The organism is Marinoscillum luteum, from assembly GCF_044005705.1.
GTDB lineage: Bacteria > Bacteroidota > Bacteroidia > Cytophagales > Cyclobacteriaceae > Marinoscillum > Marinoscillum luteum.
Window position 1 is genome coordinate 632,317 of record NZ_JBIPKE010000019.1, and the last position, 21,568, is coordinate 653,884.

Here is a 21,568-nt window from a genome sequence, read left to right on the forward strand (position 1 = left end):
TTCGCTACCAACCAATCGATCAAAACAGATGCAGGTAGTTGTTGCTTCTAAAAACCCAGTAAAAATCAATGCCACGCAGGAGGGGTTCCGGCAAATATTCCCGAAAGGTGAACTCTCCGTTACCGGACTCAGTGTGCCTTCGGGTGTATCAGACCAGCCCATGACTGATGAAGAAACACTGCAGGGAGCGGCCAACCGGGCACGGAACGCCCGCCATGAGCAGCCTGATGCCGACTACTGGGTGGGCATAGAAGGCGGCCTTGATGAAACTCCACAGGGGCTCATCGCCTTTGCCTGGGTGGTCATTCTCTCCCAAAACCAAATGGGACAGTCGCGTACCAGCACTTTCCACCTTCCCCCCAAAGTCACGGAGCTGATCCACCAAGGCATTGAACTGGGGCATGCCAACGATCAGGTATTTGGCGAAAAAAACTCTAAACAAAAAGGTGGCGCAGTAGGGTCACTCACCGGTGGCGTACTTGGGCGCACGGAGTACTATGTGCAGGCCGTGATGCTGGCACTGGTCCCCTTCAAAAACCCCGAGATCTACCCCATTCATTAACAGAATGGCCGGGCACAATACATGAAAGCTTAAAAAAGTTAGCTGAGAATAAGTATCTTAGAGAAACCGGTTGTTTCTATTGAACACATGAAGATTCTCTACACCTGCCTTTTGCTCTCCTCCCTGTTGTTTACTTCCTGCTTTGAGTATGAGGAAGAACTCTCCCTGGTACAATATGGCAGCAGGGATTATGCCCTGTCCGGGGTACTTCAGGAGGACTGGGGTGCTCACTCAGGCAAGCATTATAACATGGATTTTACCATCATTGGAGAAACATCCGTTTTCGAAGAAAACCAGAATGCATTGGGTGAGACCTATTTTACCCTTAGCGAGGATTTTGACTGCTATCTTTTCACGGAATTTTTCTCTCCGGGCAAAGAGGGGTTTCAGGAAGGCACTTTTACAGCTTTGGGCAATCGCAAACTCTCAGAAGCCGAAGGAGAATTTGTATTCCGACGCGTACAGTTTGGCAGGTCATTGGAAGAAGCCATCTTCGGCGAAAACGGCACCATCACCATAGTGATCACCAGCAAGGGGGTGTACCGCATGAAATATGACATCCTGATGGAAAACGGTCGCAAGCTGGAGGGTACTTTCATAGGAACTCCCCAATACCTGGATCGAAAATAAACTTCTCTTCTTTCACTTCTTGTAAACTATTTGTAGGTTCTCCACTGTTTCATCTCTATTACCGATGAATAGGAAAGAGTTTATTTACCGATCGTTAAGCAGTCTATTTGCCATGTCATCACTCAAGTCTTTTGCCAAAATGACGAATGACCTGCCCGTGCAGGATAAAAAAATGCCAGTACTCTTCATGGGCCATGGGTCTCCGATGAATGGCATTGAAGACAATGAATTCACCAGAAAGTGGGAAAGCATTGCCAAAGAGATCACCCAGCCTGCAGCTGTGCTTTGTATCTCCGCACACTGGCTTACGCGGGGTACACATGTCACTGCCATGAACCACCCTAAAACCATTCACGATTTCGGAGGGTTTCCACAGGAGCTTTTTCAGGTACAGTATCCAGCGCCTGGTGATCCCGCTTTGGCTGCAGAAACCAGCAAACTCATTCAATCTACCAACGTGGGACTGGATCATGATTGGGGACTGGACCATGGCTGCTGGTCGGTGGTGAAGCGCATGTATCCGGAAGCCAACATCCCGGTACTGCAGCTCAGCATTGACTACCATCAGCCACCAGGCTATCATTATCAACTGGCGCAAGAGCTCTCTGCTCTTCGCAAAAAGGGGGTTCTTATTTTGGGCAGCGGCAACATGGTGCATAACCTGCGCATGGTAGACTGGCAGCATTTCGAAGTGCCCAATTATGGGTTCGATTGGGCACAGGAAATGAATGAAAAATTCAAAACCTACATCTACTCAAAGGAGCATTCCAGGCTGATCAATTATACGGAACTGGGGCCAGCTGCCAAGCTGGCCATCCCTACTCCGGATCATTATTATCCCCTCCTTTATGCCCTGGCCCTACAGGATCAGAAGGAGGAGGTGGAAATCTTCAATGATCAGTACGTGGCTGGATCACTCACCATGACTTCCGTGAAAATTGGGTAGCCTAATGACACTCGGGCTTGGCGGAGGATGCCACTGGTGTACAGAAGCCATTTTTGCTCGGCTCAGGGGAGTATCTTCCGTAGCGCAGGGCTGGATCTCCTCAGTAGTACCTGATGAGACTTTTTCAGAAGCCATCAAGCTACAGTTTGACCATGAGCGGATCCCTTTGGAGATAATCATCCATATCCATTTGCTCACCCATTCTTCCACATCTCATCACACCATGCGGCACAAATATCGGTCGGCAATCTATACAATCAATGAATCCGATGCCCAGGCTGCGAGAGCCTCCCTGGCAACCCTTCAGTCTCACTTTCAGCAACCCCTGATCACTCAAATATTGCCGCTTGATGTCTTTCGATTGAATAGTGAGCAATACCTTGATTACTATTTCAAAAACCCTGAAAAGCCTTTTTGTAAAACCTATATTGATCCCAAAATCAGGCAAATCACCAGTGAGTTCTCCTCCTACCTCACTTGAAATCATGTGAAGGTTGATTTTCAATAATGCTACTTTTCTGGTAAATTGAAGGAAGATTCCCTCAACCCAACCAACCTTTAAAAAAATGGAAAATCAAGAAATAAAAGTCCCTGCCTGGTTCTGGGTCGTGGCTGTGATCATGCTCATTTGGAACCTTATGGGAGTAGGCTCCTTCATCCAAAATATGATGATGTCGGAAGAGGCCCTGCAAGCGCTCCCTCAGGCAGAGCAGGATTTGTATGCCAACTACCCCAACTGGACGAAGGTCGCATTTTTCGTGGCGGTATTCGGTGGCGCCATCGGGTCGCTGGGCCTCCTCCTCCGCAAAGCCTGGTCCCGATCGATCCTGATCGTTTCACTGGTGGCAGTGATCGCTCAGATGATTCACAGTTTGTTCATAGCCAAAGCCATGGATGTGTACGGACCCGGGGCCGCCATCATGCCTGTGCTGATTATCCTTTTTGGTTTCTTTCTGGTCTGGTTTTCCAACTTTGGAATCCGCAAAGGCTGGCTGAGGTAGATCAGCTATTTGCCTCCTTCAGAGCTCGGTAGAGAATTTTCCTGGCGTTGATCTCTTTGAGTTTTTCCTGAACATCAGAGACCAGACGCATGCTCACATGGGCATGCCCGTTTCTATTTGGAGAACCTATAGATAGGGACCAATATTCGACCAGTTCCGTAACAACCCCACTTTATTTCATCTAACGCTCTTGTTTTAAAATCTAATTGTGTATTTTTTCTGGTTAGAACAGTTAGTACATTTTAATCAATACTCATTACTCACTATTTAGTCCAGCTATTCATGAATGACTTCTTAATCTTTACCCTGGCCATCCTGGCTGCAGGGAGTATTTTGTTTGGAGCCAACTACATCTTGTTAAAACAATCATTCCTGTATTGGATAGGGGTGGTTTTGATTGTCTTCACTTGTGCCATTGCCCTGATCACAATGCTCGTTGGTGTTTTTGGAATCCAGTATTTGTTCCTGACCATTCCCCTTGGATGCGGGTTTGGTGTGATTGCGCTTTTGGCGATTATACGCGTTGTGCGAAAGCCCTTTCGGGAAATGAGTGGCTATCTCAACGCCATCTCTACTGGCAGCATGGCCATTGAGAACTCTAGCGCTTTGGAAAAAGACGCTGAAACGGGCGGGTTGTTCCGGCAGCTGCATGCCTACCTTCAGCGGATAGACCATGTATCAGTGTTTGCTTCGGAAATTGGCAACGGAAACCTGGAGGTAGAATTTATCTCCGCTGGTGAAAATGATCTTCTGGGAAACTCCCTGATCAAAATGAGGGATAACCTAAAGGCCGTCATCGACGACTCCAAGGCTGTGGTAAGGCAAGCCACCGAAGAAGGTAAGTTAGAAGCCAGAATAGAAACCACCGGCAAAGAAGGAGCCTGGAGGGAACTCGGGGAAGCGCTGAACAGTCTGTTAGTCTCCTTTTCGATGCCACTGCTCAGATTCAACACCATCATCAATGCCCTGGCCAATGGTGACCTTACCAACCGCTATGACGATCAGGCCAAAGGCGACATTTTAGAAATGACTCAAAGCCTGAATTCTGCCCTAAGCAATATTGATGCGCTGTTGAGTCAGGTAGCACAAAACGCCACGATTATTGAAGAATCCTCCAGCGACATGCGGGTATCGGGTGAAGAAATGAGCTCCAATACCAATGAAATCGCCTCCTCTATAGCCGAGATGAGCAATGGAGCACACCTCCAGGTGAATAAAGTGGATGATGCTTCAAGTCTCATGGAAGGCATTTTGAACTCTTCGAAAGAAATGGGTCATAAGGCCGAGACCATTCATAATGCCGCCAAAATGGTGGCAGAAAACAGTAAAAAAGGCAATGTGATGATTGATGAAGTAGTGGCCAACATGGGACAGATCGCCGGATTCTCAGATAAGACCAACGATTCCATCAAGGTGCTCACTGAGCGCTCTCGCGAAATCTCCAGGGTATTGGGCGTGATCACGGAAATCTCCTCACAAACGAATTTGCTGGCACTCAATGCTGCCATAGAGGCCGCACAGGCTGGGGATGCCGGCAGGGGGTTTGCTGTAGTGGCTGAGGAAATCAGAAAACTCGCTGAAGACTCCAAAAAATCTGCACGGGAAATCGAAGCGCTGGTAATGGATGTGCAAAATGACACCCTCAAGGCATCGGATGCCATGGCACAGATGAGCACGAGCGTAAAAAGCGGCGAAACTACCTCACGGGCAGCCGCGGATTCTTTCAAGGTAATCCATGATTCCTCGCATCTAAACCTTGAAATCTCCGAGGAGATTCTAAATGCCACACAAAATCAGATTCTGGATATCAACAACGTGGTGAACATCACAGAGGGAATTGTAGTCATCGCCGAAGAAACAGCCGCCGGCACTGAACAAATTGCCAGCTCTGCGGCTGAGCTATCTACCGGGATGGAAGTCTACAATCAGAAAATACAGAAACTCGCCGAGGTGGCCGAATCCCTCAAAGCAGGAGTAAGTATCCTCAAACTCTCAGGTCAGCATCATGCGTTGGACATTGCACCGAATCAGGAAAAGGAATCGGTGTTGTTGGATTCATTGGTCGACACGGATGGCGAATTGGAATACGAAGAACTGGATCAAAAAGAAGGTTGACCAACTGGTCTTTTGCTAGGCGGACCGAAAGGATCTAATCACGGCACTATCCACCACCAGGCGTTCGTACTCCGAAGGGTGGGTAGTGCCTCCCATCATTACTCCAGGGTTCTGGTAGGTCATTTTGCTCTCCAAGATAGTGCGGCCTGATACATGACACTCTCGCACCCCGGTCTGTTCGATGAGATGCTGAATATTATGAGGTCGTACTCCGCCTCCAGCGAGTATGATGATCCTGGACCTTGCGTGGCTGACCAGCTTGGCAATCACGTCCGCCCCCTCCGGTGCAGTAGGCTGCAACCCTGAGGTCAGCACCCTGTCCACCCCTAAGCTTATCAGCATGTCCAGTGCCCTCATCGGATCCTGTACCATATCGAATGCACGGTGAAATGTCACGTTCATAGGTCTGGCGACGGCCATCAACTCGGCCATACGCTCCAGGTCCACATCGCCTTCTCTGGTAAGGCAGCCAAACACTACCCCATCAGCCTTTAGGTCTTTGGCCACCTGAATGTCGTATTTCATGGCCTCTATCTCTGCAGATGAATACAAAAAATCTCCGCCTCTTGGCCTGATCATCACCTGGAGTCCGATACCTATCTGTGCGCTCACTGCTCTGATGAGTCCTGCACTTGGCGTAGTCCCCCCCTCTGCCAGGTTATCACAAAGCTCCACCCGATCAGCCCCACCAGCCTCAGCGTTGATGGCAGATTCTATCGAATCAATACATACCTCGATGATGGTTTTCATTAGTCTCTTGATACCATAAAGCTATACCGGAAGACTGACAATGAATGTGCTACCCGTACCATTTGGCGTTTCCAGCCATACCTTTCCCCCCAGGTCCCCTACATACTTTTTTACAATGGAAAGGCCAAGACCTATGGACTGCTCTCCACCGGTAGGTTTAGCACTCAATTTTTGGAATCTATTGAAAAGCAACGATCTGTCCTCTTCCGAGAATCCCGGGCCCTGATCACAAACCTTGAAAAGCACAGCACCCTCCTGCCTTTCTGTTTCCAGTCTGACCCGGGTTTTGGCATTCGAGAATTTCACCGCATTCGATACAAGGTTTTCCAGTACCAAAAAAAGCAGCATATGATCAGTCTCGATGATCTGATCGCCGTGTCTGTGCATCAATTCGATCTCAATGGACTTCTGGGCCGCTGCAGCCCGGTAACGACTCACAATATCCTGGGTGATCTGAGTGATATCCACTTGTTCACGAAGCACAATGCTTCGTGCTCCTTCTGCCACTTCCACATCCAGGATTTTGGAAATCATCTGATTGATCCTTTTGGCACCGGTACCTATCTGTGTCAGTAGTTCCTTATCCTCCTCAGACATCTGCTCGGCGTGTGCATTCAAAAAATCTGAAAGACCAATAATATGGCCCAGGGGAGATCTCAGATCATGAGCGAAAACCTTCATCAAAACATTCTTTTCTTCATTGAGGGCAATCAGCTGCATATTTCTGTTCATTAGCTGCTCATTTTTCTGACGAATATCATTCTGCTGCTCCTCGATCTGATCTTTTTGCATCACCAGCAGTCTGGTATTTCGCCGGTTTTTGAAAAACAAAAAGCCAATCACTCCCAAAAAGATACTGACAAAAGTGATTCCAAGAATGAGGACACGTTTGACGTTCCTATCCTTCTGTAGTTTCAGGTTGGCATTCTTGATCAGTGCCAACTGCAGCTCCTTCTCTTTGGTGAGGATGGAGGTCCCTATCTCAGTTCCCCCATAGAGATTTTCTATAAATTCATACAACTCCGCCCCCAGGTACCTGGAAATAATGAGACCCACTTTTTCATGGTAGCGTGGATCAGACAGGAATTGATTGAAAGGTGTTTGCCAGTCGCTGGACTTAGGCATCGTCACCCCATAGCCTGTCCCGCGAACATTATAGAGGTTTTGGCGGGTAAGGTCGCCTCCCTTTTTGATCAACATCAGATAGATCGGCAAATCGATAAATCCAAAGCGATTTTCATCTTCTGCAATGTTATCCAGTATGTTTTGGTCGCTATGTATGTGCAGAGTCTCAAAGTCGATATTCAACTGATCCTTAAGATTCCGAAGCAGGTTTTCATAATTGGTGCCTTTGATGGTGACCGCTACCCTCCCATCCAGCATTTCTTTAAGCTCCTGGTAGGTTCTGGCAATGGGGGTTCCCTGACCTGTGACCAGCACCGTGATGTCAGGTAGGTAAGCCTCCGAAAAATTCAAATACTGCTTTCTATCCTCCGTGATGGAGAAAGCCGAGGCTCCAAGAATATTGGGCTTTTCAGGATTTTTCATAATATCCAGGATACTGTGAAAACTCTCTGCCTCCACCCACCGAGTGGATAACTCCACGCCATGGGTCTCCTTCAGATACTCCGTGAATTCCATTAGCAGATCATATTCAAGACCCTTCAATTGGCCTTGTTCCTCATAGATGAAGGGCACAGAAGTAAACCAATAAACATCTAGTGTGGCGGTTTTGCTTTTTTGAGCCTGTCCCCAGGTTTGACTCATGGCCAATGACGGGATCAGAAACAAAAAGGTCCAAAAGAATAATTGCCGATACATAGTCTAAATATGTTCATTATTGCCAGCCTATACAACGGGCTCAGGCTGAACAGGAGAAAGGAATGTCTAATCGGGAGTTTTAGTGCCAAATCCGGAAGACCAACCCTGGGCACCACTAAAAAATTATTTCTGAAAAGACGGGGTATTTATATATTGCCCTGATTAAATGTTCACCAAAAAGCAAAGCCATGGATATCAGCAAAACAGTGGAAGAATACTTTGCCAGGCACCCCGAATACCACGCAGAGCTGAGGAAATTAAGAGCAATCATTCGTACCACCGAGCTGACAGAGACGATCAAATGGGGGATTCCCACCTACACCATTAACAATAAGAATGTGGTGGGAATAGGCGCTTTCAAAAGCTACGCAGGCTTGTGGTTTTTTCAGGGTTCGTTTCTCAAAGACGAAAAAGGTTTGCTCATCAACGCACAGGAGGGAAAAACCAAGGGGATGCGCCAGATGCGCTTTGAGTCCATCGAAGCAATAGATGAAAAAATCATTCGCTCCTATTTATTGGAAGCCATTGAAAACCAGAAACAGGGTAAGGAAATCAAACCGGAGAAAAAGCCTTTGGTGATTCCCGACGAGCTGAAAGAGCAACTGAGCAAAGACGGAAAACTCTCAGAGGCATTTGACCAATTAAGCCTTTCTAAAAAGCGTGACTATACCGAGTATATTCAGGAAGCCAAACGCCCCGAAACCAAACAAAACAGGCTCGAAAAGATCACTCCGATGATTTTGGCAGGAATGGGTCTAAACGATAAATACAAGTAAATGCAGGTAAGTAAATCCCTGGGTATAATCTTCCTCCTCCTAGCGATGGGTTGTACCCCAAACACGCCAATAGTCAAGAAAGCCCACTTATTAAGCCCAACAAAATCGTTACTGCAGGCCATCAGTATTGTGGACGAAAATACCGCCTGGGTAAGTGGGCATCGGGCAACTTTTCTCCGCACCGTCAACGGCGGGTCGGACTGGAGCGCATTCTCCTACGAGCCGATTGATTCTCTCCAGTTTCGCGACCTCCATGCCTTCAACAGTGAGGAAATCATCCTGATGAGTGCCGGACCTGGCAACCTCTCCCGGATCTTTCGATTCAGCCTTCAGGCGGGTTTTGAAGAAACCTATGTGATGCCTTATGAGCAGGGTTTCCTTAATACGATAGAGTTTTGGGATGACGAGAGAGGGCTGGCATTTGGGGATAGTTTCAATGGGGAGCTTTTTGTCTTAAAAACAGCAGATGGTGGTCGGAGCTGGACCAGAATAGATCCCAACCAGCTACCACCTGCCGGAGAAGGTGAGGGTGGTTTTGCGGCAAGTGGCACCTGTATCACTTCAAGACCAGGAGGCAAGGCCTGGATAGGTACCGGAGCTGGCGGGAACACAAGAGTGCTTTTCACCAGCGACTATGGAGATAGCTGGGAAACCTATGAAGTCCCTCTGGTCAAAGGATCCTCAGCCGGCATCACTTCTATCCGAATGTCGGACGATCAAATAGGGCTCATAGTGGGTGGTGACTTGGCCATCACTGATCAGTACACTGACAATATAGCCCTCACCAACAATGGGGGGCAGACCTGGCAACTCACGACAAGCCCGGTGACCAAAGGAGCCTTTTACGGAAGTGACCTGATGTCATGGGAAAACGCCTCCATACTCATCGCCTCAGGACCAAATGGCATTGATTACAGTACCGACCTGGGACAGACCTATATCAACCTGGACACCGGTAACTACTGGGCTGTGGACCTGCACCTCTCCGGCTTTGGGCTGGCCACCGGCACGGATGGTAAGATTTTGAAGCTCACCGTCCAGTAGCGTCGCAGTGATTTCATCCATGTGCTCAGATTAGTGAACCAATTTCATTTTTCCGCTGATGGTCTCTTGGTTAACTTTGTGTCATGGAAAGACGTCCCAGAAGAAACCGTGCCTCACAGGCCATCAGAGATCTGAGTCAGGAAACACTTGTCACCGCCAATGATCTGATCTATCCATTATTTCTCCTGGAAGGGAGTCATAAAAAAACTGAGGTGAAGTCCATGCCGGGGATTTTCAGGTTGAGTCTTGACCTCATGCTTCAGGAAATGGAGCAATGTCTCAAATTGGGCATCAAGGGATTTGATGTGTTTCCAGTGGTGGAAGATTTCCACAAAGACAAACTGGCTACGAGAAGCTACGACCGTGGTTTTTTCTACATCCAGGCCCTCGATACCATCAAAAAAGAATTTCCTGAGGCCCTCATCATCACTGATGTGGCCATGGACCCATACAGCTCAGATGGACATGACGGTATCGTGAAAGACGGAAAAATCCTCAACGACGAGACCCTCGATGTATTGGGTCAAATGGCCCTGGCACAGGCTGAAACCGGCATTGACATGATCGGCCCATCAGACATGATGGATGGGCGTGTCGGCCACCTGCGAAACGTCCTGGATGAGGCGGGATTCTCTCATGTAGGCATCATGGCCTACACGGCCAAATACGCCAGTGCATTTTACGGCCCGTTCAGAGACGCCCTGGACTCAGCTCCCAAGTTTGGAGACAAGAAAACCTATCAGATGAATCCGGCCAACCGCAAGGAAGCCCTCATAGAGGCGGAGCTCGACTATATAGAAGGTGCCGATGTGCTCATGGTAAAGCCTGCGCTCAGCTATCTTGATGTCATCTCCGACCTGAAAGCCAACTACGACTTACCCATAGCCGCCTACAATGTATCTGGAGAATATGCCATGATCAAAGCAGCCGGTCTTCAGGGCTGGCTGGATGCAGACCGGGTGCGCGACGAGGTGTTGCTGTCCATCAAGCGATCTGGTGCAGACATGATCCTTACCTATTTCGCCAAGGAGTTTTGCTCTCAAACCAGAGCCTGATCCAAGCGGATGGGTGAGAATTAACGCATTTTATTTAGTCTCACAGGCTTCAATACACTCCCATAGGTCTCGGTCATATATTCCTTGCCCTCAATTGACAGCTTAATCGACAAAATTGGCCTGTTGGACTAACAACATTATGCAAGAGTTGCTGGCATTCGTACATTCGATATACAACCAAACCCTAGCAACAATGATTACTATAGACAATGACCCCAACGAAGACCAGATGACTCTTGAATGCGCCTTGAAAATCGTACAACATCTGGAAAAAAACATTGTCAGGCACCGCGAAAACATCAATATGGCGAGCAAGCTGGCATCTATGAATAAATTCATTCAAATGAATTATATCCATAATATGGCCGAAACTGCCTAAGTCAGTTATCAGAAAAAGAGCACATCGGGCAAATAGTACCGTCATTAGCCAAACTTCCATCAGGCATAACTCATCGACTAAATAGGGTCACTCACCTAAAAACCATTATTTAGGATGGATAAATGAATCAGTTTTGTGACATAAGACCTCACAAATATGGAAAACATGACTGAACAAGAGTTGATTGAATGCGCCGAAAGAATCGTCCGTCACCTGGAAAAAAACATTGTTAAACACAGAGACAACCCCTCAATTGCCCATAAGCTTGCGTCGATGAACAAATACATACACATGTGCTACATCCAGCGAGTGACCGCTCTCTAGTCAAACAAATCCTCTTCCCGCTCCAGCATGAGTATGGAGCTTTGCGGTACAATGAAATACTTCTCACCCTCATACACCACTTCAAAAGCCCCTTTTTGAAGAAAAATAGCTAAATCTCCGGCTCTGGCCTGTAGAGGTATATATTTTACTCTTTCCTCCTCCTGCTTCCACGAATCATCTTCGTCAGCCGATACGGGAATCGGATAGCCAGGTCCGGCTTTTACTATATAACCGGTCTGTATCTTTTCTTTCTCCTGTACGCCTGGTGGCAGATAGATACCACTACTGGTCTTCTCCGATTCGGCCTTGGGTCTGATCAGGACCCGATCCCCTACCACTATAATATTCTTTAGTTTATTCTCTGCTGTGAGTTGCGTTCTCATTTTCTCTACTGTCACTCATTAACCAAACAAATTTCCCGAAGGGGTCTCCTCAGGTTTTTTGATCGCTGAAGAAGCATCTGCCCGTTCGAGCAATTTCTCATTCATGTCTTTACTGGTCTTGGCCCCAAGTTCTTTCAGACGCTCCGTCTTCCTGATCAGGTTATCCTTGCCATCATAGAGCTTCTTCATGGCCTCTGTATACTGCTGCTTCGACTTATCCAGGGACCTACCCACTTCCATCAGGTCGTCCACAAATGCTTTGAATTTGTCATACAGAGCTCCCCCCTGTCTGGCGATCTCCAGCGCATTTCTGTCCTGATATTCGTGCTTCCAGATACTAGCGACTGTACGCAGGGTAGCTATCAATGTAGCCGGGCTCACTATGATAATATTCTTATTGTGCGCTTCATTATAGAGCTCGCCGCCCTGCTGCACGAGTAGCGCAAAGGCTGACTCTATGGGTACAAACATCAGCACATAATCCAATGTCCCGGATTCAAATAGCTTGTGATAACTTTTTTCGCTCAGGCCCTTGATGTGGGCCCTTAAGGAAATGAGGTGATCTTTCAGGTGCTGCTCCCGCTCCTCCTCTGAGTCGCTATTCACGTATTTTTCATAAGCCACCAAGGATGCCTTCGCATCTATGACCAGATTTTTATTGTCCGGCAATCTGATGATCACATCAGGTCTGAGCCTACGGCCCTCCTCGTTGGTAAAAGACTCTTGGGTGAAGTACTCCCGATCCTTCTCCAGTCCAGATTTTTCCAGGATTCGCTCTAAAATAACCTCTCCCCAGTTACCCTGTACTTTGGTATCGCCCTTGAGTGCCTTGGTAAGGTTTTCGGTTTCCTTGGTCATCCGCTGGTTCAGCTCACGAAGGCTAATGATCTGCTCTCGCAGCGCAGTGCTTCGCTCCAGGCTGTCCTTATTGGTTTGCTCCACCTTCCGCTCAAACTCCACGAGTTTTTCACCAAGGGGCTTTAACAGATTGTCCAGATTGGACTTGTTTTGATCCGTAAACTTCCTGCTCTTCTCCTCAAATATCTCATTGGCCAGGTTTTTAAACTCTGCCGCAAATCGTTGTTGGAGGTTGTTTACCTCTTCCTTTTGCTCAGTAAGGCGCTCCTGCAGGTTTTTGAAGTTGGCCTTCAGACTGGAGTGCTCACTATTAATGTCCATAAAGCGCTCTCGCTCCTCTCTGAGCTCACCATTCAGTTGTGCCAGCTCTGCCGTCAGTTTATTGGAGCGCTCCTGCTCCATTTGCAGCTCCATCCGCAGTTTGGGGGCATCGTCCACCACTCCTTTGGACTGGAGCTTGGCTATCAGAAAACCGATAATCACTCCTGCCACCAACCCAATGATCAATACCATCAACGAATCAAACTCCATAGGTTAAAGTTAAATGAAACTCTGCAGATACCCGAACAACTCCATGGTCCACGCCACTCCCATGTGGATTATTATTCCTCCCCACACGTTTTTACTGTTGTAAGAGATTATACCCAAAATATATCCACCAAAAACCGAGCTGATAGCCTCGGTCAAAGGCTTCCCAAAATGGAGGAAAGCATAAGAAGCCACCATCGGTAAAACGGCATACCCTCCAAGGGTCTTTACAAAAGCATGGATCAGAAATCCTCTGAAAAACACTTCCACTGATACAAAATCACTGCCATAAGTGATTTCATAAAGCAATACTGACATCCAGACAGGAATACCGTGTGCTTCGGCAAAATTGTCACCACCGGAATACTGAAACCGGGGATAATAACTCTGTATGTCAGAGAAAAACGAACCGATACCAATGAAAACCATGGCTCCGGCCAGCAGCAGGAAATAGGGTTTTGGGTCAAACCGCTTGAGGGCCAGTCCATAGTAGTTTCTCGGACGCTCAGATTCGAAAATGGCATAGACGAGCATCAGCGGGATCACATTCAGAAAAATACTGGATGACCAATTGAGACACCTGGCTGCAAAACGATAGTCTATCGGACGAAGGCCCTTGATGATCTGTAGGTGCCCTATAAAGGATCTGTCCAGTGCCAGAATGGCAAACCCAATCACCAACATCAGCCAGAATGAACCCGTGAACACGGGTATTTGTTTTACCCGTGCGATGAGCAGACTCACGCCCAAAAAAGGGAATATCATCCACAAAAACATGTAAAGCCAATGCAGGAACGTCCCTCTGTAGCTATCGATCACCGAATCTTCAAAGTCATATGTATAGTTAAAGACAAAACATATGGTCAGAAATAGACTGATGAGGAGGTAGAGTTTGAGGTCAAAGTGCTTTCTTTGATACTCTTTTAGGTACTCAAAAATTTGCCGCATGCTAAAAATTTGCCCAAAGATATGTGTCTCATAGTATTTGCCTGGGATGTACACCCAAAATATAAGCTGATCGTAGCGGCCAATCGGGATGAGTTTTACGCTCGGCCCACTGCACCTGCTGCCTTTTGGCATGATGAACCAAGCATTCTGGGTGGTCGCGACCTCCAAGCGGGCGGATCCTGGATGACCGTTTCTAAACAGGGACATTTTGCGGCAGTCACCAACTATAGGGACCTGTCAAACATAAGGGAGAACGTAAGGTCGAGGGGGGAGATTCCTATTCGTTTTATGGATCCGGCACAGCAACCCCTAAACTATGTCGAGGATTTGCACGAGCGCTCCACAGCATATAACGGATTCAATGTGTTGGCCGCCACGCCTCAAATGATGACTCACTATAGCAACTATGAGCGCAAGGCGAACGTCATTGCTCCGGGCATTCATGGGTTGAGCAATGCACTTCTGGATACGCCATGGCCCAAGGTAGAATTGGCAAAGACTAAATTTCAGGAATTGATTGGCAATAGCTTCAGTCACGAGGAGTTAATAGAAATGATGAGTGACACCTCAACCGCCGGGGACAGTATCTTGCCAGACACCGGAGTGTCCAAAGAAATGGAAAAGGCTCTATCGGCCATGTGCATCCGCATGGAAAATTACGGCACCTGCTGCTCCACAGTGATTACCATGGACAGAGATGGTCAAATCGAATTTTCAGAAAAGTCCTACCCGGTTGGGGACAGAGTGGAGAAGACCGTAAATTATCAATTTAAAACACAAAAGAATTGAACCTGAAAAACGTTGTTCCAAGACTGTTCATGATAGTGCTTTTAGCAGCCACAGGATGCTTATCATCATGCAAAGATGATATCAGTGGCTTTGACCTGGAGAAGGATCCACTCAAAGGTAAGATAGGAGGTGAAGAATGGCAGTATGCCGCTGGTAGTGCCAACGTGAACAATTCTTCCTACTACCTGGAAGGGCTCATCGTGGGTGAAAGTACTCAGGATCCCTGTGCCATCAGGGTCTCCAGCAAGCTCCATCTTTCCATAAAAATACCTGGCCGAAAAGGAAGCTATAACATCAATTCGTCTCTCAATAGTGAGGCCACCATCATCTTCAACCTGCCCAATGGGGTCAAACGATTCACCGCAACTGGCGGATTTGTTGAAGTAGTAGCAGTAGGTAGTCAGCAACTAATCGGATACATGAGTGCCGATTTTGACGATGACAATACCGTGCAGGGCTCCTTCCTTTTGGAGTTTTGTAATTAAATACACCTATACCAACTCCGCAGCCTCGGCATAAGCCTCTACAGGTACGCAGCTGCACATCAGGTTTCGATCTCCGTAAGCACTGTCTATTCTGCTGACAGAAGGCCAGAATTTATTGTATTTCAACTCTGGGAGTGGAAAAGCGGCTTTCTCCCTGCTATAGGGCAGGTCCCAGCTTTCGGCGATGACCGTGCGCTGAGTGTGCGGTGCATTCTTCAGCACGTTATTGTCTTTATCTGCCACTCCGCTGATGACCTCCTCGATTTCCTTGCGGATGGAAATCATCACATCACAAAACCGGTCTATCTCTGACTTGGTTTCACTTTCTGTGGGCTCTATCATCATGGTACCAGCTACCGGAAACGAAACCGTAGGGGCATGATAACCATAATCCATGAGTCGCTTGGCAATGTCCTCTACCTCCACGCCATATTTCTTAAAGTCTCTGCAGTCTATGATCAGTTCGTGGGCATTTCTGCCTTTTTCGTTAGCATAAAGCACCGGGTAGTGATCTTTCAGCTTCTGCCCAATATAGTTGGCATTGAGGATGGCCAATTGAGTGGCTGCTCTAAGACCATCGCCGCCCATCATGGCTATATAGGCATGAGAGATGGGCAAAATACTGGCACTGCCATAGGGAGCACTGGACACATTCACATCATCTACTCCGATATGCGAAGTACCGGGCAGGTAAGGCGCCAGGTGCGCTCCAACTCCAATTGGGCCCATACCAGGACCTCCACCACCGTGAGGGATGCAGAATGTCTTGTGAAGGTTCAGGTGGCAAACGTCCGCCCCGATCATCGCCGGAGATGTCAGCCCCACCTGGGCATTCATATTGGCTCCATCCATATACACCTGACCACCATGGGCATGAACAAGTTCGCAGATTTCTATGATGCTCTCTTCAAATACCCCGTGAGTAGATGGATAGGTCACCATCAAAGCACCAAGGTTTTCGCTGTGTGTTTCTACTTTGCCTTTAAGGTCATCCACATCAATATTGCCCTGATCGTCACACTTGACAATCACCACTTCCATACCGGCCATCACCGCACTGGCAGGATTGGTGCCATGGGCAGATGAAGGGATCAGGGTAATATTTCTATGATGATGTCCATTGGCCTGATGATATGCCCTGATCACCATGAGTCCGGCAAACTCTCCCTGAGCGCCGGAGTTGGGCTGAAACGAAACTGCCGAAAATCCTGTAATCTCAGCCAGCCAGTCGTGCAGCTCCCCGATCACCTCAGCATATCCAGCCGCCTGATCTTTAGGCGCAAAAGGGTGGATATTTCCAAATTCCGGCCAGGTGACCGGTATCATCTCAGTAGTGGCATTGAGCTTCATGGTGCATGATCCCAGTGAGATCATGGAATGAACCAGTGAAAGGTCTTTATTTTCCAACCGCTTCATATAGCGCAGAATCTCGTGCTCACTATGGTTCACATTGAACACCTCATGGGTCATAAAGTCCGACTGCCGGGCCAGCCCATTCGGATAGGCTATTTCAACCTCCGTGCTGATGGTCTGTGTTTCTTTTCCGAGCGCTTCGGCAAAAATAGACACCACATTTTGAGCGTCTGAAGGCAGATGCGTCTCATCGAAAGATAACATCACCTGATTGCCGGCATATCTGAAGTTGATTTGATGCGATTCTGCCACGTTCTTCACCTTTTGGAGGTCGTCATCATTCAGCGTGAATCTGAGGGTATCAAAATACTCTGCGTTTTCCTCCTTCAACCCCATGGCTGAGAGCGAGGCGGCAGTTGCTTTGGCCAACCCCCTTACCCTGGAAGCTATTTGCTTGAGTCCTGCAGGACCGTGGTATACTCCATACATGGAAGCCATTACCGCCAGCAGAACCTGAGCCGTACAGATATTGGAGGTAGCTCTTTCTCTTTTGATGTGCTGCTCACGGGTTTGTAGTGCCATTCTATAGGCAGGATGACCTTCGTCATCCTTTGAAACACCAATGATCCTTCCTGGAATGTATCGTTTATATTCTTCTTTTGTCGCAAAGAATGCTGCGTGCGGGCCTCCATATCCCATAGGGACTCCAAAACGCTGTGAAGTACCTACCACCACATCCACTCCCCATTCCCCGGGAGGGGTGAGGAGACATAGTGCCAAAAGATCCGATGCCACTGCTACGGAAACCCCATGCTCAGCGGCCTCTGCTACGAATGCAGAGCGATCAAAAGTCTCACCGAAATTGTCCGGATATTGGAAAAACACCCCAAACAAGTTGGAATCACTAAGATCAATATTTTCTATCCTGGCCACTACCAGCTCCAAACCAAGGGGCTTGGTTCGGGTTTTTAAAATCTCCAAGGTCTGTGGAAAAACCCGCTCGTCCACGACTACTTTATTGGACTGTTTTTTCTCCTTCTTTCGGGTGGCATGTAGCATGGCGATTGCCTCTGCCGCTGCAGTACCTTCATCCAGAAGAGACGCGTTCGCTATTTCCATTCCCGTGAGATCCGAGACCAGGGTCTGGAAATTGATGAGGGCTTCCAATCTTCCCTGAGCAATCTCAGCCTGATAAGGTGTATAGGCCGTATACCACCCCGGATTCTCAAGGATATTTCGCTGGATCACCGCCGGTACCACACAGTTATAATACCCCTGACCCAGAAAAGATTTGAATATCTTGTTTTTCCCTGCGGTCTTCTTGAGCTTGTTGATATACTCATATTCATTCAAGGGAGCGGGCAGGTTGAGTCCCTGTTTTAGTCGAATGTTCCCGGGAATGGTTTGGGAGATCAGCTCGTCCAAAGATGAGACACCCAAGGCATCCAGCATTTCCTGGATTTCCTTCTCAGAAGGTCCATTGTGGCGTGTTTGGAAGGCTACCCTTTCGTTTAAATCAACAGTCATAATGTGGTGGTATTATGGATGGAATTTCAAGCTGCAAATGTATAATGAATTCAACATTTTATTCGCCCATCTCTGCTGGATAAAAACGTATAATATTTGTTTAGCTTTGTGGTTTTCAAAATTTATATAAAATGAAGCACTTATTATTTGGCTCAATCCTGCTTTTATTCTTTATAAATGCAAATTCACAGGATAAAAGAGCTGTCAAATACTCAAAAACAATAACAACTTCGGATTTGAAGGATTATCTCTCCGTGCTGGCTTCTGACAGTCTGGAGGGGCGTGAAACCGGTGAAAGAGGTCAGAAAATGGCTGCCGCCTATATCGCCGAAAAATTCAATTCTTTTGGCCTGGAGGCTCCGGTAAAAACCGATGACGGTATGTCCTACTTCCAGAGCTACCCACTGAAGAAAATGACTTACCGTACGGCCTACCTTAAAAAAGGTGAAGAAGTAAAAACCAACTTTGAGGATTTCATCTATAACTCCCGTGAGGAAACAATAGGTGAAGAATATGTGGACATCCTTTTTGCTGGTATTCAGACAATAGACAATCTGAAGAAAATGAACCTCAGCGGAAAGTTCGTAGCTGTGGTCACGCAAGAAATGGGCAACTGGAGGAAAGTGCTTGCTGAGGTCAAAGACCTGGATGCGGCAGGCATCATACTCATTGTGGAGGACGAAAGCAGATTTAGCTTCATCATGACCAGATATAGCAGGTATCTGCAGGGATCCAGAATGGCGCTTGAGTCCACCACCGCTGGCAACAAGATTATTATTGGTGACCCGGAGTTGGCCTCCTGGATGTTTGACATGCCATATGACAAACTAAAAGAAACTGGAAAGAATAAAAGCGCAAGGCTGATCCTCAATGCAGACATGCTGGTAGAAGACATCACCGCAGAGAATGTACTGGGGTTCCTCAAGGGCAGTGAGAAACCCGAAGAAGTGCTGGTGGTAACCTCACACTATGACCACATTGGTATTTCTGACAATGGCGAGATCAATAATGGCGCTGATGACGATGGATCAGGAACCTCTACAGTATTGGAGATCGCCCAGGCCTTTTCTGAAGCTGCAGCAAAAGGCATCAGACCCAGACGAAGCATCCTTTTCATGACCGTTTCCGGGGAGGAAAAAGGTTTGCTTGGCAGTGAGTATTATACAGAAAATCCGGTGTTCCCCATGGAAAACACCGTCACCAACCTGAATGTGGACATGGTGGGCAGAGTGGATGAAGGGCATGAGAAAAACCCCAACTATGTCTATGTGATAGGTGCAGATAAACTCTCGAAGGAGTTACATGACATTTCCGAAAAGGCCAATAACACCTACACAAAACTGGAGCTAGACTATACCTACAATGCAGAAACGGACCCGAACAGGTACTACTACCGATCCGATCACTACAATTTTGCTAAAAAGAATGTGCCTATCATCTTCTACTTCAACGGAACGCACGCCGACTACCATCGCCCCACGGACACGATCGAGAAAATTAACTTTGAACTCATGCAAAAAAGAGCGGAGCTTGTTTTCTTTACAGCCTGGGAGCTGGCCAACCGAGAGGACCGGGTTCGCCTGGATTGATTTAGAAATGAATAACACATGGCATCAAAGTACCTGATCAAAAACGCACAAATAGTTAACGAGGGGAGCATCCATTCGGCAGATCTGTTGATAGAGGGTCAGCGGATCGTAAAAATAGGAGCTGACCTGAAGGTGGATGGAGCAGTCCGGGAAGTCAATGCAGAAGGAAAATACCTCCTGCCCGGCCTCATAGACGATCAGGTGCATTTCAGGGAGCCTGGGCTGACTCACAAGGCGGAAATCTACACAGAAGCCAAAGCTGCGGTGGCTGGTGGGGTTACATCTTTCATGGAAATGCCCAATGTCATCCCACAAACTACCACTCAGGAACTACTGACAGCTAAGTATGAAATAGGAAGACAAAAATCACTGGCCAACTACTCCTTTTTCATGGGCGCCACCAATGACAACCTGGATGAGGTGCTCAAAACCAATCCTGCGGAAGTCTGCGGCATCAAAGTGTTCATGGGATCCTCTACGGGCAACATGCTGGTGGACGATGAGAAAACCCTGGAAGAGCTTTATAAAAATGCCCCGATGCTCATTGCCACACACTGTGAAGATGAGGCTACTATCAGGCAAAATATGGAGCACTATGTGGCCCAATATGGAGATCAGATTCCCTTTGAGCTGCATCCGGTCATCAGGAGTGCTGAAGCTTGTTACAAGTCCTCCTCCATGGCTGTGGCCCTAGCCAAAAAACACAACACAAGGCTCCACATTCTACACATCTCCACGGGCATTGAAACCGCCCTTTTTGATAATACCCTCCCGCTTAAAGACAAGAGAATTACAGCAGAGGCCTGCATCCATCACCTGTGGTTTTCAGATCAAGATTATAAGAACAAAGCCCAATGGATCAAGTGGAACCCTGCTGTGAAAAGCGCAAACGACAGGGATAAGATCTGGGAAGCCCTTTTGGATGACAGGATCGACATCATCGCCACGGATCATGCGCCCCATACCATCGCTGAAAAGAACAACCCCTACACCAAAGCACCTTCCGGTGGACCTTTGGTACAACACTCACTGACGGCCCTGCTGGATTTTTATCATCAGGGAAAGATCAGCCTGGAGAAGATAGTAGAAAAAGCATGCCATGCGCCAGCTGAGTGTTTTCAGGTGACAGAGCGGGGATATATTCTGGAAGGCTATTTTGCTGACCTGGTGCTGGTAGACCTGCACAAGCCTTGGAAGGTTTCGCCAGAAAACATCCTGTCAAAATGTGGCTGGTCACCCTTTGATGGCCACACGTTTCAGTCATCAGTAGAGCAGGTTTGGGTGTCGGGACACCTGGCCTATGCGGAGGGAAAATTTGATGAAAGTAAAAAAGGAGCTCGACTTACTTTTGAGCGCAATTAATTTTTGCTAAAATCCTTGAATGCATTTACATTTGCATCCCAATTTAGACGGTGGTTGTAGTTCAGTTGGTTAGAACGCCTGATTGTGGTTCAGGAGGTCGCCGGTTCGAGTCCGGTCTTCCACCCTTTGCAAAAGCAGTTACATTTATTTGTAGCTGCTTTTTTTGTTTAAAACCATGGCGAACCGGCCCATCGATTAAAACGGATCAAGCGGAATTCCTGTGGGGAGATTGCATTAAAGATGGATGGTGAAGTTGTGATCTGATACCTTATATACCTCAATCTAGTTGATTGGCCACTTACCCTTCATTTTCTTTGCTTGCCCAAAGAAAACGAAGCAAAAG

20 protein-coding genes and 1 tRNA gene are annotated in these 21,568 nt (G+C 47.6%); 15 read left to right on the top strand and 6 right to left on the bottom strand.

What is annotated here, in order from left to right; all coding sequences use genetic code 11:
* The first annotated feature begins 28 nt into the window (after positions 1–28).
* From yjjX to ACHKAR_RS17875, 6 genes are all read left to right on the top strand, one after another.
* Positions 29–562, top strand: coding sequence for an inosine/xanthosine triphosphatase (gene yjjX, locus ACHKAR_RS17850; protein ID WP_395418798.1), 534 nt, complete (start codon positions 29–31; stop codon positions 560–562).
* An 87-nt stretch (positions 563–649) separates the two neighbouring features.
* The gene (locus ACHKAR_RS17855; RefSeq protein WP_395418799.1) at positions 650–1,192 is read left to right on the top strand and encodes a hypothetical protein; all 543 of its coding nucleotides are present in this window, start codon (positions 650–652) and stop codon (positions 1,190–1,192) included.
* A gap of 112 nt (positions 1,193–1,304) precedes the next feature.
* The gene (ygiD, locus tag ACHKAR_RS17860) at positions 1,305–2,138 is read left to right on the top strand and encodes a 4,5-DOPA-extradiol-dioxygenase (RefSeq protein WP_159582646.1); all 834 of its coding nucleotides are present in this window, start codon (positions 1,305–1,307) and stop codon (positions 2,136–2,138) included.
* Positions 2,139–2,142: 4 nt separating this feature from the next.
* Positions 2,143–2,619, top strand: a complete 477-nt coding sequence (locus ACHKAR_RS17865; RefSeq protein WP_395418800.1) for a peptide-methionine (S)-S-oxide reductase — start codon at positions 2,143–2,145, stop codon at positions 2,617–2,619.
* Positions 2,620–2,704: 85 nt separating this feature from the next.
* Positions 2,705–3,139, top strand: a complete 435-nt coding sequence (locus ACHKAR_RS17870; RefSeq protein WP_395418801.1) for a hypothetical protein — start codon at positions 2,705–2,707, stop codon at positions 3,137–3,139.
* Between the two features lie 282 nt (positions 3,140–3,421).
* Positions 3,422–5,254 (top strand): methyl-accepting chemotaxis protein, encoded by a 1,833-nt coding sequence (locus ACHKAR_RS17875; RefSeq protein ID WP_395418802.1) that lies wholly within the window; start codon positions 3,422–3,424, stop codon positions 5,252–5,254.
* Positions 5,255–5,269: 15 nt separating this feature from the next.
* Here the strand turns inward: ACHKAR_RS17875 and ACHKAR_RS17880 are convergent, their stop codons facing one another.
* Complete coding sequence (locus ACHKAR_RS17880) at positions 5,270–6,004, bottom strand: copper homeostasis protein CutC (RefSeq protein ID WP_395418803.1); 735 nt, start codon at positions 6,002–6,004, stop codon at positions 5,270–5,272.
* 21 nt (positions 6,005–6,025) lie between these two features.
* The gene (locus tag ACHKAR_RS17885) at positions 6,026–7,825 is read right to left on the bottom strand and encodes an ATP-binding protein (RefSeq protein WP_395418804.1); all 1,800 of its coding nucleotides are present in this window, start codon (positions 7,823–7,825) and stop codon (positions 6,026–6,028) included.
* A gap of 188 nt (positions 7,826–8,013) precedes the next feature.
* Here ACHKAR_RS17885 and ACHKAR_RS17890 point away from each other — a divergent pair, with 188 nt between their 5' ends.
* The 4 genes from ACHKAR_RS17890 (at position 8,014) to ACHKAR_RS17905 (ending at position 11,079) form a co-directional block, all read left to right on the top strand.
* Positions 8,014–8,601: a YdeI/OmpD-associated family protein gene (locus tag ACHKAR_RS17890; RefSeq protein WP_395418805.1), complete on the top strand. Its 588-nt coding sequence runs from the start codon at positions 8,014–8,016 to the stop codon at positions 8,599–8,601.
* Positions 8,602–9,645 (top strand): WD40/YVTN/BNR-like repeat-containing protein, encoded by a 1,044-nt coding sequence (locus ACHKAR_RS17895; protein ID WP_395418806.1) that lies wholly within the window; start codon positions 8,602–8,604, stop codon positions 9,643–9,645. It abuts the gene before it with no gap.
* A gap of 83 nt (positions 9,646–9,728) precedes the next feature.
* Positions 9,729–10,700, top strand: coding sequence for a porphobilinogen synthase (gene hemB, locus ACHKAR_RS17900; RefSeq protein ID WP_395418807.1), 972 nt, complete (start codon positions 9,729–9,731; stop codon positions 10,698–10,700).
* A gap of 193 nt (positions 10,701–10,893) precedes the next feature.
* Positions 10,894–11,079, top strand: a complete 186-nt coding sequence (locus tag ACHKAR_RS17905; RefSeq protein WP_159582637.1) for a hypothetical protein — start codon at positions 10,894–10,896, stop codon at positions 11,077–11,079.
* 320 nt (positions 11,080–11,399) lie between these two features.
* On the opposite strand, the gene ACHKAR_RS17910 is transcribed toward ACHKAR_RS17905, so the two are convergent.
* The 3 genes from ACHKAR_RS17910 to ACHKAR_RS17920 are packed head-to-tail and all read right to left on the bottom strand — an operon-like array spanning position 11,400 to position 14,120.
* Complete coding sequence (locus tag ACHKAR_RS17910) at positions 11,400–11,786, bottom strand: co-chaperone GroES (protein WP_159582636.1); 387 nt, start codon at positions 11,784–11,786, stop codon at positions 11,400–11,402.
* Positions 11,787–11,804: 18 nt separating this feature from the next.
* Complete coding sequence (rmuC, locus tag ACHKAR_RS17915; protein ID WP_159582635.1) at positions 11,805–13,175, bottom strand: DNA recombination protein RmuC; 1,371 nt, start codon at positions 13,173–13,175, stop codon at positions 11,805–11,807.
* A gap of 9 nt (positions 13,176–13,184) precedes the next feature.
* Entirely contained in the window at positions 13,185–14,120 is a 936-nt protein-coding gene (locus ACHKAR_RS17920; protein WP_395418808.1) for a CPBP family intramembrane glutamic endopeptidase, read from the bottom strand.
* 21 nt (positions 14,121–14,141) lie between these two features.
* Here ACHKAR_RS17920 and ACHKAR_RS17925 point away from each other — a divergent pair, with 21 nt between their 5' ends.
* Positions 14,142–14,909: an NRDE family protein gene (locus tag ACHKAR_RS17925; protein ID WP_395418809.1), complete on the top strand. Its 768-nt coding sequence runs from the start codon at positions 14,142–14,144 to the stop codon at positions 14,907–14,909.
* 29 nt (positions 14,910–14,938) lie between these two features.
* Positions 14,939–15,394: a hypothetical protein gene (locus tag ACHKAR_RS17930; RefSeq protein ID WP_395418810.1), complete on the top strand. Its 456-nt coding sequence runs from the start codon at positions 14,939–14,941 to the stop codon at positions 15,392–15,394.
* A gap of 6 nt (positions 15,395–15,400) precedes the next feature.
* Here ACHKAR_RS17930 and gcvP read toward each other — a convergent pair whose 3' ends face one another.
* Positions 15,401–18,274, bottom strand: coding sequence for an aminomethyl-transferring glycine dehydrogenase (gene gcvP, locus ACHKAR_RS17935; protein WP_395418811.1), 2,874 nt, complete (start codon positions 18,272–18,274; stop codon positions 15,401–15,403).
* Between the two features lie 236 nt (positions 18,275–18,510).
* Between gcvP and ACHKAR_RS17940 the strand changes: the two genes are divergently transcribed.
* The 3 genes from ACHKAR_RS17940 to ACHKAR_RS17950 all read left to right on the top strand — a co-directional run bounded on the left by ACHKAR_RS17940 (position 18,511) and on the right by ACHKAR_RS17950 (position 21,350).
* Positions 18,511–19,863 (top strand): M28 family peptidase, encoded by a 1,353-nt coding sequence (locus ACHKAR_RS17940; RefSeq protein ID WP_395418812.1) that lies wholly within the window; start codon positions 18,511–18,513, stop codon positions 19,861–19,863.
* Positions 19,864–19,881: 18 nt separating this feature from the next.
* Entirely contained in the window at positions 19,882–21,225 is a 1,344-nt protein-coding gene (locus ACHKAR_RS17945; protein WP_395418813.1) for a dihydroorotase, read from the top strand.
* Positions 21,226–21,274: 49 nt separating this feature from the next.
* Positions 21,275–21,350, top strand: a tRNA-His gene (locus ACHKAR_RS17950).
* Positions 21,351–21,568: the final 218 nt, after the last annotated feature.

Excerpts from the sequence above, each read along its gene's own strand:
- yjjX (WP_395418798.1), top strand. The coding sequence starts at position 29 with ATGCAGGTAGTTGTTGCTTCTAAAAACCCAGTAAAAATCAATGCCACG.
- ACHKAR_RS17855 (WP_395418799.1), top strand. The coding sequence starts at position 650 with ATGAAGATTCTCTACACCTGCCTTTTGCTCTCCTCCCTGTTGTTTACT.
- ygiD (WP_159582646.1), top strand. The coding sequence starts at position 1,305 with ATGTCATCACTCAAGTCTTTTGCCAAAATGACGAATGACCTGCCCGTG.
- ACHKAR_RS17865 (WP_395418800.1), top strand. The coding sequence starts at position 2,143 with ATGACACTCGGGCTTGGCGGAGGATGCCACTGGTGTACAGAAGCCATT.
- ACHKAR_RS17870 (WP_395418801.1), top strand. The coding sequence starts at position 2,705 with ATGGAAAATCAAGAAATAAAAGTCCCTGCCTGGTTCTGGGTCGTGGCT.
- ACHKAR_RS17875 (WP_395418802.1), top strand. The coding sequence starts at position 3,422 with ATGAATGACTTCTTAATCTTTACCCTGGCCATCCTGGCTGCAGGGAGT.
- ACHKAR_RS17880 (WP_395418803.1), bottom strand. The coding sequence starts at position 6,004 with ATGAAAACCATCATCGAGGTATGTATTGATTCGATAGAATCTGCCATC.
- ACHKAR_RS17885 (WP_395418804.1), bottom strand. The coding sequence starts at position 7,825 with ATGTATCGGCAATTATTCTTTTGGACCTTTTTGTTTCTGATCCCGTCA.
- ACHKAR_RS17890 (WP_395418805.1), top strand. The coding sequence starts at position 8,014 with ATGGATATCAGCAAAACAGTGGAAGAATACTTTGCCAGGCACCCCGAA.
- ACHKAR_RS17895 (WP_395418806.1), top strand. The coding sequence starts at position 8,602 with ATGCAGGTAAGTAAATCCCTGGGTATAATCTTCCTCCTCCTAGCGATG.
- hemB (WP_395418807.1), top strand. The coding sequence starts at position 9,729 with ATGGAAAGACGTCCCAGAAGAAACCGTGCCTCACAGGCCATCAGAGAT.
- ACHKAR_RS17905 (WP_159582637.1), top strand. The coding sequence starts at position 10,894 with ATGATTACTATAGACAATGACCCCAACGAAGACCAGATGACTCTTGAA.
- ACHKAR_RS17910 (WP_159582636.1), bottom strand. The coding sequence starts at position 11,786 with ATGAGAACGCAACTCACAGCAGAGAATAAACTAAAGAATATTATAGTG.
- rmuC (WP_159582635.1), bottom strand. The coding sequence starts at position 13,175 with ATGGAGTTTGATTCGTTGATGGTATTGATCATTGGGTTGGTGGCAGGA.
- ACHKAR_RS17920 (WP_395418808.1), bottom strand. The coding sequence starts at position 14,120 with ATGCGGCAAATTTTTGAGTACCTAAAAGAGTATCAAAGAAAGCACTTT.
- ACHKAR_RS17925 (WP_395418809.1), top strand. The coding sequence starts at position 14,142 with ATGTGTCTCATAGTATTTGCCTGGGATGTACACCCAAAATATAAGCTG.
- ACHKAR_RS17930 (WP_395418810.1), top strand. The coding sequence starts at position 14,939 with ATGATAGTGCTTTTAGCAGCCACAGGATGCTTATCATCATGCAAAGAT.
- gcvP (WP_395418811.1), bottom strand. The coding sequence starts at position 18,274 with ATGACTGTTGATTTAAACGAAAGGGTAGCCTTCCAAACACGCCACAAT.
- ACHKAR_RS17945 (WP_395418813.1), top strand. The coding sequence starts at position 19,882 with ATGGCATCAAAGTACCTGATCAAAAACGCACAAATAGTTAACGAGGGG.